Source organism: Pseudomonas sp. S3_B08 (assembly GCF_054667725.1).
This window is the reverse complement of record NZ_CP162750.1, coordinates 970,564-987,671: the sequence shown is the minus strand read 5'-3', so window position 1 is coordinate 987,671 and position 17,108 is coordinate 970,564. Positions and strand designations below refer to the sequence as shown.

Genomic DNA, 17,108 nt, shown 5'->3' with positions numbered 1-17,108 from the left:
CCTAACGCCACTCAGCTCAAGGCCCGCTGACAATGCCGAAATCTGTTGACCGAACTCCGCCAATGCCGCGAATCCAGGCTGTCGATCCGCGCCATTCCGAGCAGAGCTGGGAAAGCGCGCCGCAATTGCTCGCCGCGCTCAACGGCGCGCGGCTCGGTGCCTGGTATTGGGACATCGAGCGCGGGCAAATCAGCTGGTCGCGGGGCACTCAAGCATTGTTCGGTTTCGATCCACGGCAGCCATTACCCGCCGATTTGGAATACCTCGACCTGTTGCCGCCGGAAGACCGTGCGAAAACCGTGCGTGCTTTCCACGCGGTGATCGCCGGCGCCCCTCTGGAGCAGGCGATGCATCACCGCATTCGCTGGCCCGACGGCAGCCTGCACTGGCTGGAGATCAGCGGCAGCCTGCTGCCAGACAAGAACGGCCGGCCCCGAATGATCGGGGTGATTCGCGAAATCACCCACCAACGCCAGCGCGAGCAGGCCCTGAGCAGCTCGGAGAAACGTTTCGCGACACTTTTCCACCTGTGCCCGAACATGGTTCTGCTGACCCGTCAGGATGACGGTCTGATCAGCGAGGCCAACCAGTATTTCGAAAGCCTGTTCGGCTGGCCGGTGCAAAGCGCGATCGGCCGCACCACCCTGGAACTGGGCTTGTGGGTGCACCCCGAGCAACGCGCCGAACTGGTGAAGAAAACCAAAGCCAAGGGCGAGCTGATCAGCATGGAAGTGCAGTTTCGCGCCAGCAATGGCCAGGTGCACGACGGCATCCTCAGCGCGCAGAAGGTCGAGCTCGAAGGCCAGCCCTATCTGCTCAGCACGTTCCTCGACACCACCGAACGCAAAGCCGCCGAACTGGCCTTGAAGGACAGCCAGGAACGCCTCGACCTGGCGCTGGACTCGGCGCAACTCGGCACCTGGGACTGGCACATCCCCAGCGGCATGCTTTACGGCTCGGCGCGCGCTGCGCAATTGCACGGGCTGGAGCCGATTCCATTCCATGAATCATTCGAGGAGTTTTTCGAAGGCGTGCCGGGCGAGGAACGCGACAGCATGCGCGACGCCTACCGCAGCCTGCGCGAAGGCCCCGCCGGCAATTATCAACTGACCTATCGCGTGCAATTGCCCGACGGCAGCTCGCGCTATCTGGAAAGCCGCGCGCGACTCTATCGCGACGACAACGGCGCGCCGCTGCGCATGGCCGGCACGTTGCTGGACATCACCGATCAGGTCGAGCGCGAGCAGCGGCTGGTAGCCTCGGAAGAGAAATTCGCCACGCTGTTTCAGGTCAGCCCCGATCCGATCTGCGTGACGCGCCAGGAAACCGGGGAGTTCATCGAGATCAATTCGAGCTTCAGCCAGACTTTTGGCTGGAGTGCCGCCGATGTGATTGGCCACACCGCCGAGGAAATCGGCCTGTGGGACGCCTCGGCGAAAAGCCTGCAACGCATCGAACGGGTGATTCGCGAACAAGGCCTGAGCAACGTGGCCATTCTCGTCCAGCACAAGGACGGCCAGTCGCTGACCTGCGTGATTTCCAGCCGGCAGATCAGCGTCGGCGATCAGCCGTGCATCGTCACCACCCTGCGCGACATTACTCAGCAACAACGCTCGGAAGCAGCGCTGAAGGCTAGCGAAGAAAAGTTCGCCAAGGCGTTTCACTCAAGTCCAGACGCGATCACCATCACCGAACGCGACACCGGGCGTTATCTGGAGGTCAACGACGGTTTCTGTCGCCTCACCGGTTACCGCGCCGACGAAGTAGTGGGCAAAACCGTTTATCAGGTGGGGATCTGGGCCGAAGAGAAACAGCGCTCGACCTTACTCGCCGAGTTACAGATCAAGGGCCGCGTGCATCATCAGGAAATGCTCGGGCGCAACAAACGCGGCGAATTGCTCACGGTGGAAGTCTCGGTCGAGCCGATCACCCTCAATGAAACCGCGTGCCTGCTGCTGACCGCGCGCGATGTCAGCCTGTTGAAGAACGCCGAAGCGCAGATTCGTCACCTGGCCTATCACGACCCGCTGACCAACCTGCCCAACCGCGCCCTGCTGATGGATCGCCTGAGTCAGCAGATCGCCCTGCTCAAGCGCCACAATCTGCGCGGCGCCTTGCTGTTTCTCGACCTCGACCACTTCAAGCACATCAACGATTCCCTCGGCCACCCGGTCGGCGACACCGTGCTGAAAATCATCACCGCGCGGCTCGAAGCCAGTGTGCGCATGGAAGACACCGTGGCGCGCCTCGGTGGCGATGAGTTTGTGGTGTTGCTCAGCGGCCTCGAAGGATCGCGCAGTGAAGTCAGCGAGCAAGTGCGCGCGCTGGCTGACACCATTCGCGAACTGCTCTCGGAGCCGATGTTCCTCGATGGCCAGCGCCTGCAAGTGACGCCGAGCATTGGCGTCGCGCTGATCCCCGATCACGGCTCGACCCCGACCGACCTGCTCAAACGCGCCGACATCGCCCTGTACCGGGCCAAGGATTCCGGGCGCAACACCACGCAGATGTATCACAACACCATGCAGAAAGCGGCCAGCGAACGCCTGCGCATGGAGACCGACCTGCGCCTGGCGCTGTCGCGCGGCGAGTTCAACGTGCACTTTCAGCCACAGGTCGATGCCCGCGACAACCGCATCATTGGCGCCGAAGCCCTGGTGCGCTGGAATCATCCCGAACTCGGCGCGCAATCGCCCACCGAGTTCATCAAGGTACTGGAAGACAGCGGCCTGATTCTCGAAGTCGGCACGTGGATCCTCGATGAAGCCTGCAACGCCTTCAAACAACTGATCGCACTGAAACTGGTCGACCCGCTCAACTTCAGCCTGTGCGTGAACATCAGTCCCCGGCAGTTCCGCCAGAACGATTTCGTCGAACGCATCGAACACAGCATGACCAGCCACGGCCTGCCCTGCTCTCTGCTGAAACTGGAAATCACCGAAGGCATCGTCATTCAGAATCTGGAAGACACCATCAGCAAAATGCGTCGTCTGAAAAAGCTCGGCGTGAGCTTCGCCATGGACGATTTCGGCACCGGTTATTCGTCGCTGACTTATTTGAAGCGTCTGCCGGTAGACACCCTGAAGATCGACCAGTCGTTCATCCGCGATGCGACCACTGACTCCAATGTTGCCGAGATCATTCGCGCGATTGTCGCGATGGCGCGCAGCTTGGAATTGGAAGTGATTGCCGAAGGAGTGGAGACGCCAGCACAGCTGGCGTTTTTGCAGGGGCTGGAATGCCATTTGTATCAGGGCTATCTGCACAGCCGACCGGTGGGGTTGGAGGATCTGAAAAAACTGCTGCCCTGAATCGGCGGTCGCACAGACTGGCAACAGAGCAACAATTGCCACGGTTTGCGTCAGCCTGTAGGGTCGCGTTTTTTGCGCCGCTTCGAGATCAACCATGCAGGATGCATCCCTTCCCCGCCCGGCCCTGCTGGGCATCGACCTTGGCACCACCAACAGCCTGATCGCCGTCTGGCGTGAAGGCCGCGCCGAACTGATCCGCAACGCCCTCGGCGATGTGCTGACACCGTCGGTGGTCAGCCTTGATGAAGACGACACGATTCTGGTCGGCAAAGCCGCCCGCGCCCGCCTGACCACGCACCCGGAACGCACTGCCGCCGCGTTCAAGCGTTTCATGGGCAGCGACAGGCAAATCCAGCTCGGCTCTCGCCAGTTCAGCCCGGAAGAGTTGTCGGCGCTGGTACTTGGCTCACTCAAGCAGGACGCGGAGGCCTTTCTCGGCCAAGCGGTCACAGAAGCGGTCATTTCGGTACCGGCATATTTCAGTGACGAGCAGCGCAAGCGCACCTTGTTCGCCGCCGAACTGGCCGGGCTGTCCGTGACGCGCCTGATCAATGAACCGACCGCGGCCGCCATGGCGTACGGCCTGCACGAACAGAAGTTCGAACGCACGCTGATTTTCGATCTCGGCGGCGGCACATTCGACGTCACCGTGCTCGAATACGCATTGCCGCTGATTGAAGTGCATGCCTCCACTGGCGACAACTTTCTCGGCGGCGAAGACTTCACCGCCGCCCTGTTGCAGGCCTGCCTGAAACACTGGCAACTCGCCCCCTCAACGATCGATGCACAAGCCATGGCCAGCCTCGGTGATGCCCTCGAACAGCTGAAATGCAAACTCGGCGAAGGCGCGCAGCACTTGAGCTGGCGGTATGCCGAGCAGACATTCGAATGGGAACTGGATGAAGCCGCTGCGGTGAAAATCTGGGAGCCGTTGCTGGCCCGCTTGCGCGCGCCAATCGAACAGGCTCTGCGCGATGCCCGACTGAAACCGCGCGACCTCGACAGCCTGGTGCTGGTCGGTGGCGCCACGCGCATGCCGGCGGTACAGCAAATGGTCGCCACGTTGTTTGGACGCCTGCCTTATCGGCATCTTGATCCGGACACCATCGTGGCGCTGGGCGCAGCGACGCAGGCGGCATGCAAGGCGCGGGACGGTGCGGTCGAGGAATTGATTCTGACGGATGTCTGTCCGTATACGCTGGGGATTTCGACCAATCGTGGCGAAGGCGTCAGTGGCGCGTTCTCGCCGATCATCGAGCGCAACACCATCATCCCGACCTCAAGGGTGGAGCGTTACCACACGACATCTCCACGACAGGAAGTCATCCGTATTGCGGTCTATCAGGGCGAACGTCCGTGGGTACGCGACAACATTTTTATCGATGCTTTCGATGTCACGCTGACGCCGAGCGATGATATCCAGGCGCTGGATGTGCGGTTCAGTTATGACATCAACGGTTTGCTCGAAGTTGACGTCACCCTGCCAAGGACGGGCGAACGCCACAGCCACAGCATTGACCGCAGCCCGACCGGACTCGATGCGCAATCGCGGCAAACCAGTCATGAACGCTTGAGTACGCTGAAAATTCACCCCCGCGACACTCTGCCCAATCGAACCCTGCTGGCTCGACTGGAACGGGCGTGGACGCAAAGTCTGGGCGAAGAACGCCAGCGGATTGCCGACTGGCTGGACAGTTTCACCACGGTGCTGGGCGACCAGCGATCGGAAGAAATCGCCAGCCACCGCTCACAACTCAACAAGGTTCTGGATGAGTTACGCCTCTAGCCGATAAGTCGCCGTAAGGTCGCCTGCAAACCACCGGACAAGGTATCTTCACCGCCACTGTCCGGTGGCACGCCATAACGATTGGGCAGCTTCTCTCCGGGAAAACCGAACAGTATCAGCGGCAGAAACGGCAATACCGGCGACAGCATTACCAAAATCAGCAACATCGGAATGCCCCGCCCCATGTCATGCAAACGGCGCAGGACCGCACCGAGCAGAAACGCCAGGCCCAGTAGCAACACGACGATGCCGGATACGGGCGTACCGCTGAGCAGCGCCGCCACGGGCGTCACCAGCAACGCGCCAATGACCTGCCAGATAAACGCCCCGCGCCCCAGCCGGGTACCCAGGCTCCAGAACGCAGCTGCGGGGGTTGGACGGGTCGTTGCCTTGGCTAACAGCAAACGCTCAGACCACGACAGCAATGCACTGAATGCGAAGCGCAAACCGAGTCCATTTTCCGAGTCATCCTTGGCCCGCTGCATGCGTAACAGAACCTTCTGCCTTGGCAAGCCCAGATTGCCAAAACGCACCAGATCCTTCAGCACATCCAGCGCCAGGTAAAAGGCGTCGCTGACACCCTCCTCCGCGAGAGCCTCACGGGGCGGGTGAACAGGCTCACCCTTGATCAGACTGTGACGGAAGCCGTCGAACCAGTCCTGTGGATTGACCACCTCGGTGATACTTTCCAGCAGGTATTTACGCTGTTGCGCAGTGAGCAACGGATCGTGGTAAAGGACTCCACCCAAGAGCATGCGCCCGAGCAAATCTTCGTTGAAGCTGACGATGTCGCTGCGCATGCACTCGAACAAACGGTCATTACCCAACAGCCGAGTGCTATCGAGCGCCTCATGCACACTGAACAACTTGCGCGCGAGCAGCGAGTGCACCGGATCCGCCGCTTGCAGCCAGCCGAGCAGGCCACTGGCGCTGCCCTGCTCGCGACTCAGGCGACAGAGCAGCGGCTGCAAACGGGCCAAGGGGTGTTCACGCGCAATGCTCATGGCGTCGACGCAGTGTCCCGATTGCGCGCCCAGCCAACGCGTCGGATCGTCGAGGGTGGCCAGCAGGTAAATCGCCTGACGATGCCATTCCCAGACATCAGAGTAGCTATCGACCGCCGGAAGCAGCATGCCTTGCGCGGCCAGTTGCGCTTGCAACTTGAGCCCCGCAAGCCGTTCGTCACGCTTGTCGAGACTGAACGCTTCGGCAAGCCGCGCCAGCGATCGGGCGTCGTAAGCACGCAAACGGCGCATCCACAGCAGACTGAGCTCAAGCGGTTCGCCCTTTTCCAGCGCCGACGGCAGTATCGATGCCGAGTCGCTGGCCAGAAACGCTTCCAGGGCCTGAGGAATCGGCGCTCGGGTCAACCAGCAGATCTGCTGCCCGGCCTGATACTGCAAGCCTTCCAGCACCAGTTGATCGAGCACATCCCCCGGCTCGGATGCCTGCATGATGCGTCGCAGCAATGGCACATCACCACGGTGCAAAGCCCAGGCATGCTGGTAGAGCGTTTGCAACGGACGGTCATCACTGTCAATGATCAGCGCCGCCAACAACGGCAACTCGTCACCACTGACACGCCATTCGACAAATGCACCGGCAATGTCCTGCAACTCGAGCTGCTTGGCCCTGAACCAACGCCCGAGTGTTTCCGGGCGCTGTGATGGACTGCCGTACTCTTGAGTGACATCACCTAGATCCTCGGACCAGTCGCGGAAGTTTTCCAGACGATCAAAGGCCTGAATCAGCAGCGGCAGGCGCTGAGGCTGATGTCGCGCGCACAACGCCAGTAACCACGTCGCCGCTTTCGGATGCTGATGTTCGCGCCAGAGCCGCACCCATGCCTGCAGTGCCAACTCTTCCATTCCCAGCGCACTGCGCTGACAGGCCAACAGATACAGCCAGTCGACATCTTCAGGCGCAAGCCGATGCTGCTCGCTGATAATGTCGAGAAAGTCTTTGTTGGCGATATCAGCCTGACTGAACTGTATGGCCAGGCGTTGCAATAACCCGTCATCAGCAGGCAGGGGGATGCAAGTGTGCAGGCCGGCGAAATGACGGTAGTCGTCGAGCGACGCCTCTCGGTGCAGGTGATTCAGGGTTCGCACATACCAGAGAGTTTCCAACTGCGCGACAGCGGGCCAATGGCTCATCAACGAGGTGTCGAACGGATCCGCCGCGCTGATCCGCTGCAAAAACTCGTCGACATGCCGTGCGTTGTCGAAATCCAGATCCAGCATGCGGCTCGCCCAGCCCAGGCGCTGGGCCAACAAACGGGCGCAGACATGGGAAATCGGGCCGGCGTCGAGCAATTCGCGCAGCAATGGCCAGCAAACTTCGTCCAGCACCTCCAGCGGCAGGCGGTCCAGCTCAAGGTTGAATGCCTGCCAGGCCACCGGTTGGAAGCGACGCGCTGGATCAAGCAGCAATGCTTCAAAGTCGGCCATCGTCTGATCGGCAGGACTGATCTCATCGGCAACCGGTTGATCCGGCTCCCCGGCTTCCTCGCGGGCAAAGCGTAATGCCAGCTCATAAGCCTCACGCAGCGCCTGAAAACCTTCCGGATCGGTTTCCGGATGGTGCTGCGGCAAGCGTGCGCGATAGGCGCCGCGAATGACGTCGTTGTCTTTGGTGGGCTCGATACCCAAGCGAATCCAGCAGCTCATGACCAGTCGAACTCCCCTAGCGAATCAGGCCGCTCGGGTGGATACAAGGGCATGTCCCAAGGCAATTGTGCGAACAGCGCGCGCGCATCACGATCAAGCTTTCTGATGACCACGGTGGTGCCTATGTAATCGCCTTGCCGGTCATATTCGTGCTCCAGCTCTTCATCCTTGTTGCCCAGGCAATGCCAGAAGGCTTTGCCGAAGACAAAGCCGTTAAGGTAGCTCGTCCAACTGTCGTAGTAGTAGCGCGCGCGTGCCGCCATGCGACCATGCAGCCAAAGGCTTTCGGTGAGATCAATCCAGCCGTGCAGCACTGCAGAACGCAGCAGAAAACCCATGCGACCAAGGTCCCAGGCACGGATGCCACCTGAACCGCACTCGCCAAATGTGCGACTGGCGAATTCGTAGAAAGCTCGCTGGCGAGTGTCGAGTGTTGCGAGCAAGGCCTGCCATTCGGACGGCAGACACCTCTGCCACTGCCGATAGGCTTCGTTCAACTGCGTAGCGTGGCCGTCATCGGCAGTACGCAGCATGTCCAACAGCTGTTCGCGCGTAGTGATGCCCCAACCACCTTCGACATCGACATGTTTGAGGTCAAAGCAATAGGTGGGTGCGGTGTAATCGGCGTCGGGATTGAGGGCGACCAAAGGCGCAGAAAGCGCGTATAGCCAGCGCTGTTCCATTTCGTCCATGAACAAAGGCTCCGGGGCCAGCGGGAATTAAGGGGGGGGGCTGGCCTTGATGGCGCGGATTGTAAAGAGCCACAAAGCCAGCAGCAAACGTTGCGTCGGCTTTCTTTGCGCGCACAAAAAAGGCCCCGACGTATCGGGGCCTTTCGTTCAGCGGCTTATCGCCGATTCGGGCGATTGTGTGTCAGCACATGAATCAATGCTGCAACGCCGGCTGCTGCGCTCCATTGATCGGGATGCGCTTGGCTTTCGCTTCTTCCGGGATCACACGGAGCAGGTCGATGCTCAGCAGGCCGTTGCGCAGCGCAGCGTCCTTGATCTCGATGTGATCGGCCAGACGGAACGACAGCTTGAAGGCTCGCTGGGCGATGCCTTGATGCAAGAACGTGACGCTTTCGTCAGTGTCACGCTTGCCGCCACTGATGGTCAGCACACCCTTCTCGACCTGCAGGTCCAGGTCTTCTTCCTGGAAACCGGCGGCCGCGACGACGATACGGTATTGATCATCACCGTGTTTTTCGACGTTGTAGGGTGGATAGCTGCTGCCTGGCTCGTTGCGCAGGGCGGTTTCGAACAGGTCGTTGAAACGGTCGAAACCTACCGAGGAACGGAACAGTGGCGCGAGAGAAAATGCAGTACTCATGATTCAAATCTCCTGAAAACAATCAGCAAGGTTTTGTGTCTCCGCGACCCGAATTCGGCATCGCGTAACCCTTAGATAGGGACCGCTGTTTTGATTTCAAGAGAATATTTTGAGATTTTTTATGCGGCTTCGACGAGCGGCAATCCGAGCAAGCGCGAGACCTGATCCGGCTCGGTTTCACGGCGCAGAACGGTGAAAAGCTCGGCGGCTTCCGGGTAGTTGCGCGTCAGCATGGCCAGCCATTGCTTGAGGCGACCGGGCGATTGGCGCGCGGTCATCTGCGCCTTGGCCTGCAGCCAGAAGTCCTGAATCAGCGGCGTCAGCTCGGCCCAGGTCATCTCGACGACCTCTTCACCAGCGCGAGCGGCAGCGATCTGCCGAGCGAGATCCGGGCGGGAGACCAGCCCCCGACCGAGCATGATGTCTTCGACGCCGCTGATTTCGCGGCAACGGCGCCAGTCTTCGACGCTCCAGATGTCTCCGTTGGCGAAGACCGGGACCTTGACCACATCCTGCACACGCGGGATCCACTCCCAATGCGCCGGCGGTTTGTAGCCGTCCATTTTCGTCCGCGCATGTACGACGATGTGCTCTGCCCCGCCTTCGGCCAGTGCCGTGGCGCAGACCAGCGAGCCGTCCGGGCTGTCGAAACCCAGGCGCATTTTCGCGGTAACCGGTATATGCGCCGGTACGGCGCGACGGACATGCTCGACGATCTGGTTGAGCAGCTCCGGCTCCTTCAGCAGCACAGCGCCGCCACGGGATTTGTTGACGGTCTTGGCCGGGCAGCCGAAGTTGAGGTCGATCACTTCCGAGCCAAGCTCGCAGGCCAACGCCGCGTTTTCCGCCAGGCACACCGGATCGGAACCGAGCAATTGCACGCGCAGCGGCACGCCGGACGCGGTGCGAGCGCCGTTGAGCAGCTCGGGGCCGAACTTGTGGAAATAGGCCGGCGTGAGCAACTGGTCGTTGACCCGAATGAACTCGGTCACGCACCAATCGATGCCGCCAACGCGGGTCAACACGTCGCGCAGGATGTCGTCGACCAACCCTTCCATGGGCGCCAGAGCAATTTGCATGGGGAAACACTACTTGAAGAAAAAACGTGCGGCAGTTTACTGGATATCGCACAAATCCGCAGAACTACACATATCTCTGTGGGAGTGAGCCTGCTCGCGAAGGCGGTCTGTCAGTTGACGCATGCGTAACTCACGCGATGCTTTCGCGAGCAGGCTCGCTCCCACAGGGTGAGATTCACATGGCTTCTGCAATCTGGATCGCCGGGCCATAGCCGTCGATAAATTCAGCCGGCATACGCTTGGGCTTGCCGGTCGACAGTTCGATGCAGACAAACGTGGTCTGTGCGCGCAACAGCGTGGCGTTGTCGCTGGGGCGTTTGAGCTGGAAATGCCGGGTCATTTTCAAGCGCTGATCCCAGTCGACGATCCAGGTCGCCAGTTGCAGCTCATCACCTTCATAGGCGGCGGCCAGGTAATCGATTTCGTGGCGGACAACCGCCATCGCCCGATCCAGCCGCCGGTATTCGACCAGATCCAGGCCGAGGCGCTGTGAATGGCGCCAGGCGCAGCGCTCGAGCCAGGTCACGTAAACGGCGTTGTTGGCGTGCCCGAGCCCGTCGATGTCTTCGGCGCCTACTTGCAGATCAATGGTAAACGGCGTTGCCCGATCCCAGCCCATGCCCCACTCCCGGTCAAAGTATTCAACCGGGGCAGTGTAACGGAGCTCAGGCCGATTGGCGCGCCTGAAGACTGCGACCGGCGAGCAGTGATAACACGCCATCAATCACTCGAGGGTCGGCCAGCACGCGTTGATGGCCGCCGCTTTCGAGGCGCAGCAGGCGGCTGTCGAACCAGGCTTCGTGAATCAATTGCGATTCTTTGACCGAGACAAAATTGTCGTCCTCGGCATGCACGATCAGGCCGGGCATATCCAGTTGATAGTGGGCCACGTCCAGCGTCGCGGCGCGCATGCCGACGTCCTGCTCGACCTGACGAATGAACGCCGAACGCGCGCGCGGCGGCATGCCGACCATGCGCGCGAAACCGCGCAGCACGCCGAGGATGCGCGACGGTGCGGCGATGCTGACCAGGGTTTCGGTGCGCAGCCCCAATTGCACGGCGAGCATCGCGCTGGCGCCGCCCATGGAATGGCCGATAACCGCTTGCAGCGGCGGCAATTCGGCAGCGGCTTCAAGCATGGCGCGGGCGAACAGCACTACATTGGCTTCTCGCCCAGGGGAGCGACCGTGGGCCGGGCCATCGAGCGCGACGACGGTATAGCCAGCATCAACCAAAGCGTTTATCAGCGAAGCGAATTGCGTTGGCCGCCCTTCCCAACCATGCATCAGCAACACTGTAGGACCTTGGCCCCAACGCAGCGCCGACAGACCGAAGCGCAATGTGATGCGTTCGGAGCTGGCCAACAGCGGCAGCTCCCAATCGCGCAGCGGTAGCGCGCGGGGCGTCATGAACGCCAGACGCATTTTGCTTGCCACCAGTTTCGGTGCAAACCAGCCCAAGGTACCGTTAACGCCACGAACCCACTTCAACGCGTTCATCGCACTCTCCTCAGGCTTGTTGCCTTCAGGTCAACGCACCGCCGACTTGGCAGCGCGCAGCAATCGATCGGATAAATCTCCCGGACCCAGCGCTCTGGCCAAGGCCAGACCACCGACCATCAACGCGACATCGGCCAAAGCCTTGTCGGTGTCTTCAGGGCTGGCCGCCAGTTGCGCGACCATCAATTCCAAATGCTCGTTCAGCGCAATGCGGAACGACTCCGGCAAACGCCCCAGCTCCCCAATCGAGGCCGGGATCGGGCATGCAGCCTCGCTGGAATCCCGGTGTTTGCGTGACAGGTAGAACGCAGCCACCAAAGCGCGACGCTCTTCGCCGGTCAGATCGGCGTCCATGTCGGCAATCAGGTCGCGACGGCGGCCCAGCAGCTGTTTGAACGCCTCGAGCATCATCGCGTCCTTGCTTTCGAAGTGCGCATAGAAGCCGCCGACAGTCAGCCCGGCGGCGCCCATCACTTCACCCACGCTCGGGTCTGCCGGGCCGCGTTGAATCAATGCGGCGCTGGCAGCCTTGAGGATGCGTTCGCGGGTTTGAGCTTTTTTATCGTTCATCGTTGCCTCCGAATATTACGACTAGAATATTATTCGCATAATAATATTCCGCAAGTCATGAATATGACCGCTGGTCTGAAGCACAGTGTAAGGAAAAAGGAGAGTTGGCCAAACGCCAGACAAACAAAAGGGCCATTCAATAATTGAATGACCCTTATAAAATCCCGCAGAGCGGGTAATCGTGGCGTCCCCTAGGGGACTCGAACCCCTGTTACCGCCGTGAAAGGGCGGTGTCCTAGGCCACTAGACGAAGGGGACACAAACCCTTCTATACAACTGATCAGTGCTGAGAGCTGATCGATTCAAGGCCGGTGTGGCCAGACCTTGAACTGTAAAATTGGTGGAGCTAAGCGGGATCGAACCGCTGACCTCCTGCATGCCATGCAGGCGCTCTCCCAGCTGAGCTATAGCCCCGGATTTTTCGCCTCGCGGCGGAGTGATCTCTTGCAACATCACTTCTGTAAAACTGGCGTCCCCTAGGGGACTCGAACCCCTGTTACCGCCGTGAAAGGGCGGTGTCCTAGGCCACTAGACGAAGGGGACGCAAACCCTTCTATACAACTGATCAACGCTGAGTGTTGATCGCTTCAAGGCCGGTGTGGCCAGACCTCGAAGTGTAAATTGGTGGAGCTAGACGGGATCGAACCGTCGACCTCTTGCATGCCATGCAAGCGCTCTCCCAGCTGAGCTATAGCCCCTCATCGCTGAGGACGGGGCGAATCTTAAGGGCGTATCGAAAGCCTGTCAAACTTATTTTTGAAAAATTTCAAAATTTTTTGCCGGGATAACAATCACTTACCGCCCTCCCCCGTAAATTCGGGAGAAACGCCGAAGGCAGGATCAAAAGATCGCAGCCTTCGGCAGTCCTGCAGAGAAGCAAAAGCAATCAGGCGATGGCGCCCAAGAGCTTTTCCCATTCCTTGTTTTCTTTCTTCGACACGCCGCCCAGCAGGTCAATCGCCTGGCGCAGACGGAAACGGGTCAGGTCCGGGCCGAGGATTTCCATCGCATCGAGCACCGACACCGAACTGGCCTGCCCGGTGATCGCAGCAAACATCAACGGCATCGCATCGCGCAGTTTCAGCTCGAGGGACTCGACCACCGCCTGGATCGTCGCGGTGATGCTGTCCTTCTCCCACTGCCGCAGGCTTTCCAGTTTCCACAGGATCAATTGCATCAACTGGCGAACCTGATCGCCGGAGAGCTTTTTCGACTCAAACAGCTTGGCATCCGGATTCACGCCGCCGGCAAAGAAGAACCCCGCCAGCGGTGCGACCTGACTGAACGTTTCAACACGGCCCTGAACGTGCGGCGCGATTTTCATCATATAGTCGGAATTGAACGCCCACTTCTGCACGCGGGCGGCAAACTCTTCCACCGGCAGATCGCGCAGCCACTGGCCATTGAGCCACGACAGCTTCTCGATATCGAAGATCGGCCCGCCGAGGGAAACGCGCTTGAGGTCGAAGTTGTCGACCATTTCCTGCAGCGAGAACTTCTCGCGCTCGTCCGGCATCGACCAGCCCATGCGCCCGAGGTAGTTGAGCATCGCTTCCGGCATGAAGCCCATGCGCTCGTAGAACGTCACCGAGGTCGGGTTCTTGCGCTTGGACAGCTTGCTCTTGTCCGGGTTACGCAGCAGCGGCATGTAGCACAGCTCCGGTTGTTCCCAGCCGAAGTATTCGTACAGCAAAATCAGTTTCGGTGCCGATGGCAGCCATTCTTCGCCACGCAGCACGTGGGTGATGCCCATCAGGTGATCGTCGACGACGTTGGCGAGGAAGTAAGTCGGCAGGCCGTCGGTCTTCATCAGCACTTGCATGTCCATGCGATCCCACGGGATCTCGACGTCGCCACGCAGCATGTCCGGCACCACGCAGACGCCTTCGCTCGGCACCTTCATGCGAATCACGTGCGGTTCGCCAGCGGCCAGGCGCGCCGCGACTTCTTCCTTCGACAGCAGCAGCGCGCGGCCGTCGTAGCGCGGAGTTTCGCCACGAGCCATTTGCTCGGCGCGCATCTGATCGAGTTCTTCAGCGGTGCAGAAGCACGGGAACGCATGGCCCATGTCGACCAGTTGCTGGCAGTACTTCTGGTAGATGTCGCCGCGCTCGCTCTGCCGATACGGGCCGTGCGGGCCGCCGACATCCGGACCTTCGCTCCAGTCGATACCGAGCCAGCGCAGGGCGTCGAAGATCTGCTGTTCGGACTCGCGGGTCGAACGCAACTGATCGGTGTCTTCAATGCGCAGGATGAACTCACCGCCGTGCTGCTTGGCAAAGCAGTAGTTGAACAATGCGATGTAAGCGGTACCTACGTGGGGGTCCCCGGTAGGCGATGGCGCGATGCGAGTGCGGACGGTGGTCATGGCTTGTCTCGAAAAAATGAAGAGCAGAACAATCAAGCGGCGAATGGTAACAGGCGACACCCGCCCCGCTCCAGCGGGCAGGGTATTTAAGCCGGAGACCGGGACTCGCTTATACCGAGTCGCCCCCATTCGCGAGCAGGCTCGCTCCCACAGGGAACGATCCCTTATACCGTAAGCAATCGTTCGCGCAGTTTGGAAATCTCGTCGCGCATCTGCGCCGCCGCTTCAAACTCCAGATCCCGCGCCAGTTGGTACATCTTCTCTTCCAGCGCGCGGATGCGTTTGGTGATTTCGCTTGGCGAGCGCAGCTCGGCTTCGTACTTGGCGTTCTCTTCGGCGGCCTTGGCCATGCCTTTGCGCTTCTTGCTGCGCGAACCCGGTACGGTGGCGCCTTCCATGATGTCGGCGACGTCCTTGATCACACCTTTCGGGGTGATGCCGTTCTCAAGGTTGAAAGCGATCTGCTTCTCGCGACGGCGCTCGGTCTCGCCAATCGCCCGCTCCATCGAACCGGTCATGCGATCGGCGTAGAGAATCGCCCGGCCATTGAGGTTACGCGCCGCGCGGCCGATGGTCTGGATCAGTGAGCGCTCGGAACGCAAGAAGCCTTCCTTGTCGGCATCGAGAATCGCCACCAGCGACACTTCCGGCATGTCGAGGCCTTCACGCAGCAGGTTGATCCCGACCAGCACATCGAACACGCCGAGGCGCAAATCGCGGATGATCTCGACGCGCTCGACGGTATCGATGTCCGAGTGCAGGTACCGCACGCGCACGCCGTGGTCGGCGAGGTAATCGGTCAGGTCTTCGGCCATGCGCTTGGTCAGCGTGGTGACCAGCACACGTTCTTCGATCGCCACGCGCTTGGTGATTTCCGAGAGCAAGTCATCGACCTGAGTCAGTGCCGGCCGCACTTCAACCTGCGGGTCGACCAGGCCGGTCGGCCGCACCACTTGTTCGACCACGCGCCCGGCGTGCTCGGCTTCATAGTTGCCGGGGGTCGCCGAAACGAAAATGGTCTGCGGGCTGACCCCTTCCCACTCGTCGAAACGCATTGGCCGGTTGTCCAGCGCCGAAGGCAGGCGGAAGCCGTACTCAACGAGGGTTTCCTTGCGCGAACGGTCGCCCTTATACATCGCGCCGACCTGCGGCACGCTGACGTGGGATTCGTCGATCACCAGCAAGGCGTCGGCAGGCAGATAGTCGTAAAGCGTGGGTGGCGCCGCGCCGGATGGACGCCCGGAAAGGTAGCGCGAGTAGTTTTCGATGCCGTTGCAGTAACCCAGTTCGAGGATCATCTCGAGGTCGAAACGGGTGCGCTGCTCCAGGCGCTGGGCCTCCACCAGTTTGTTGTTACTGCGCAAGTATTCGAGGCGCTCCTGCAATTCGACCTTGATGCCTTCGATGGCGTCGAGCAGGGTTTCCCGAGGCGTCACGTAGTGGCTCTTCGGATAGAAAGTGAAGCGCGGCATCTTGCGGATGACTTCGCCGGTCAGCGGATCAAACGCGGAAATGCTCTCGACCTCGTCGTCGAAAAGCTCAATGCGGATCGCTTCCAGATCGGATTCCGCCGGGAAGATATCGATCACATCACCGCGCACGCGGAACGTCGCCCGGGCAAAATCCATGTCGTTGCGGGTGTATTGCAGGTCAGCCAGGCGCCGCAACAGCGCGCGCTGATCGAGCTTGTCGCCGCGATCCACGTGCAAGACCATTTTCAGATAGGTTTCCGGGCTGCCCAGACCATAGATGCACGACACCGTGGTGACGATGATCGCGTCCTTGCGCTCCAGCAACGCTTTCGTCGCGGACAGTCGCATCTGCTCGATGTGGTCGTTGATCGACGCGTCCTTCTCGATGAAGGTGTCGGACGACGGCACATAGGCTTCGGGCTGGTAGTAGTCGTAATAGGAAACGAAGTATTCAACGGCGTTGTTCGGGAAGAACGCCTTGAACTCACCGTACAACTGCGCGGCCAGGGTCTTGTTCGGCGCCAGAACCAGCGTCGGACGCTGTACCTGGGAGATGACGTTGGCGATGCTGAAGGTCTTGCCCGAGCCGGTCACACCGAGCAATGTCTGGTGCGCCAGCCCGGCGTCAATGCCCTCAACCAACTGGCGAATGGCTTCCGGCTGATCGCCGGCAGGCTCGAAGCGGGTGACTAGCTGGAATTCCGACATACACACCTCTGGATTCGCGGCGCTCCGCGTCAGACGGAGCACCACGAGGACGACCGCAAACGACCGATGTCGCGCAAGAAAAAACCTGGATTGTGCTGAATGTGGTGGCGATTGCCTGACCTTTCAAGGCAAACGTCCTACATCCGGTAAAGAGTCTGACAAAGTCAATCGACTAACGGTCCAGAAATAATCGGAAAAACTTACCCCAAAAGCCGATTCGCCTGTCGCCATTGCGCGGTGATGGCCTCTATACTAGCTCCCCGTTTGTGCACCGCTCTAGTGCATTCGGCTGGAGCGCTACACGTCCCTCCACT

General features: G+C 60.3%; 11 protein-coding genes and 4 tRNA genes. 2 read left to right on the top strand and 13 right to left on the bottom strand.

Annotation, left to right across the window (positions count from 1 at the left end; translation table 11 throughout):
- Positions 1 to 32: 32 nt before the first annotated feature.
- Both AB4N73_RS04485 and AB4N73_RS04480 read left to right on the top strand, forming a co-directional pair.
- A complete protein-coding gene (locus AB4N73_RS04485; protein ID WP_024012383.1) occupies positions 33 to 3,311 on the top strand; it encodes a PAS domain S-box protein in 3,279 nt (1,092 codons plus the stop codon).
- Positions 3,312 to 3,405: 94 nt separating this feature from the next.
- Complete coding sequence (locus tag AB4N73_RS04480) at positions 3,406 to 5,097, top strand: Hsp70 family protein (protein ID WP_460142974.1); 1,692 nt, start codon at positions 3,406 to 3,408, stop codon at positions 5,095 to 5,097.
- On the opposite strand, the gene AB4N73_RS04475 is transcribed toward AB4N73_RS04480, so the two are convergent.
- The 13 genes from AB4N73_RS04475 to uvrB all read right to left on the bottom strand — a co-directional run bounded on the left by AB4N73_RS04475 (position 5,094) and on the right by uvrB (position 16,794).
- Positions 5,094 to 7,766 (bottom strand): DUF805 domain-containing protein, encoded by a 2,673-nt coding sequence (locus AB4N73_RS04475; RefSeq protein WP_460142973.1) that lies wholly within the window; start codon positions 7,764 to 7,766, stop codon positions 5,094 to 5,096. The two genes, AB4N73_RS04480 and AB4N73_RS04475, sit on opposite strands and share 4 nt — an antisense overlap.
- Positions 7,763 to 8,458 carry a DUF1266 domain-containing protein gene (locus AB4N73_RS04470; RefSeq protein ID WP_056784370.1) on the bottom strand — a complete coding sequence of 232 codons (696 nt, stop codon included), beginning with the start codon at positions 8,456 to 8,458 and terminating at the stop codon, positions 7,763 to 7,765. Before AB4N73_RS04470 ends, AB4N73_RS04475 begins: the two co-directional genes overlap by 4 nt.
- A gap of 193 nt (positions 8,459 to 8,651) precedes the next feature.
- Positions 8,652 to 9,098 (bottom strand): Hsp20 family protein, encoded by a 447-nt coding sequence (locus tag AB4N73_RS04465; protein ID WP_016773925.1) that lies wholly within the window; start codon positions 9,096 to 9,098, stop codon positions 8,652 to 8,654.
- A 119-nt stretch (positions 9,099 to 9,217) separates the two neighbouring features.
- A complete protein-coding gene (locus tag AB4N73_RS04460) occupies positions 9,218 to 10,177 on the bottom strand; it encodes a tRNA dihydrouridine synthase (RefSeq protein ID WP_460142972.1) in 960 nt (319 codons plus the stop codon).
- 175 nt (positions 10,178 to 10,352) lie between these two features.
- Positions 10,353 to 10,796, bottom strand: coding sequence for an acyl-CoA thioesterase (locus AB4N73_RS04455; RefSeq protein WP_460142971.1), 444 nt, complete (start codon positions 10,794 to 10,796; stop codon positions 10,353 to 10,355).
- 46 nt (positions 10,797 to 10,842) lie between these two features.
- A complete protein-coding gene (locus tag AB4N73_RS04450; protein ID WP_016773922.1) occupies positions 10,843 to 11,676 on the bottom strand; it encodes an alpha/beta fold hydrolase in 834 nt (277 codons plus the stop codon).
- A 30-nt stretch (positions 11,677 to 11,706) separates the two neighbouring features.
- A complete protein-coding gene (locus AB4N73_RS04445; protein ID WP_041478525.1) occupies positions 11,707 to 12,246 on the bottom strand; it encodes a TetR/AcrR family transcriptional regulator in 540 nt (179 codons plus the stop codon).
- A gap of 182 nt (positions 12,247 to 12,428) precedes the next feature.
- Positions 12,429 to 12,504, bottom strand: a tRNA-Glu gene (locus AB4N73_RS04440).
- Between the two features lie 80 nt (positions 12,505 to 12,584).
- Positions 12,585 to 12,660, bottom strand: a tRNA-Ala gene (locus AB4N73_RS04435).
- 53 nt (positions 12,661 to 12,713) lie between these two features.
- A tRNA-Glu gene (locus AB4N73_RS04430) sits at positions 12,714 to 12,789 on the bottom strand.
- Positions 12,790 to 12,868: 79 nt separating this feature from the next.
- Positions 12,869 to 12,944: transfer RNA gene (locus AB4N73_RS04425), tRNA-Ala, on the bottom strand.
- Between the two features lie 188 nt (positions 12,945 to 13,132).
- Complete coding sequence (gltX, locus tag AB4N73_RS04420) at positions 13,133 to 14,614, bottom strand: glutamate--tRNA ligase (RefSeq protein ID WP_071171803.1); 1,482 nt, start codon at positions 14,612 to 14,614, stop codon at positions 13,133 to 13,135.
- Positions 14,615 to 14,778: 164 nt separating this feature from the next.
- Entirely contained in the window at positions 14,779 to 16,794 is a 2,016-nt protein-coding gene (gene uvrB / locus AB4N73_RS04415) for an excinuclease ABC subunit UvrB (RefSeq protein ID WP_071171644.1), read from the bottom strand.
- Positions 16,795 to 17,108 lie beyond the last annotated feature (314 nt).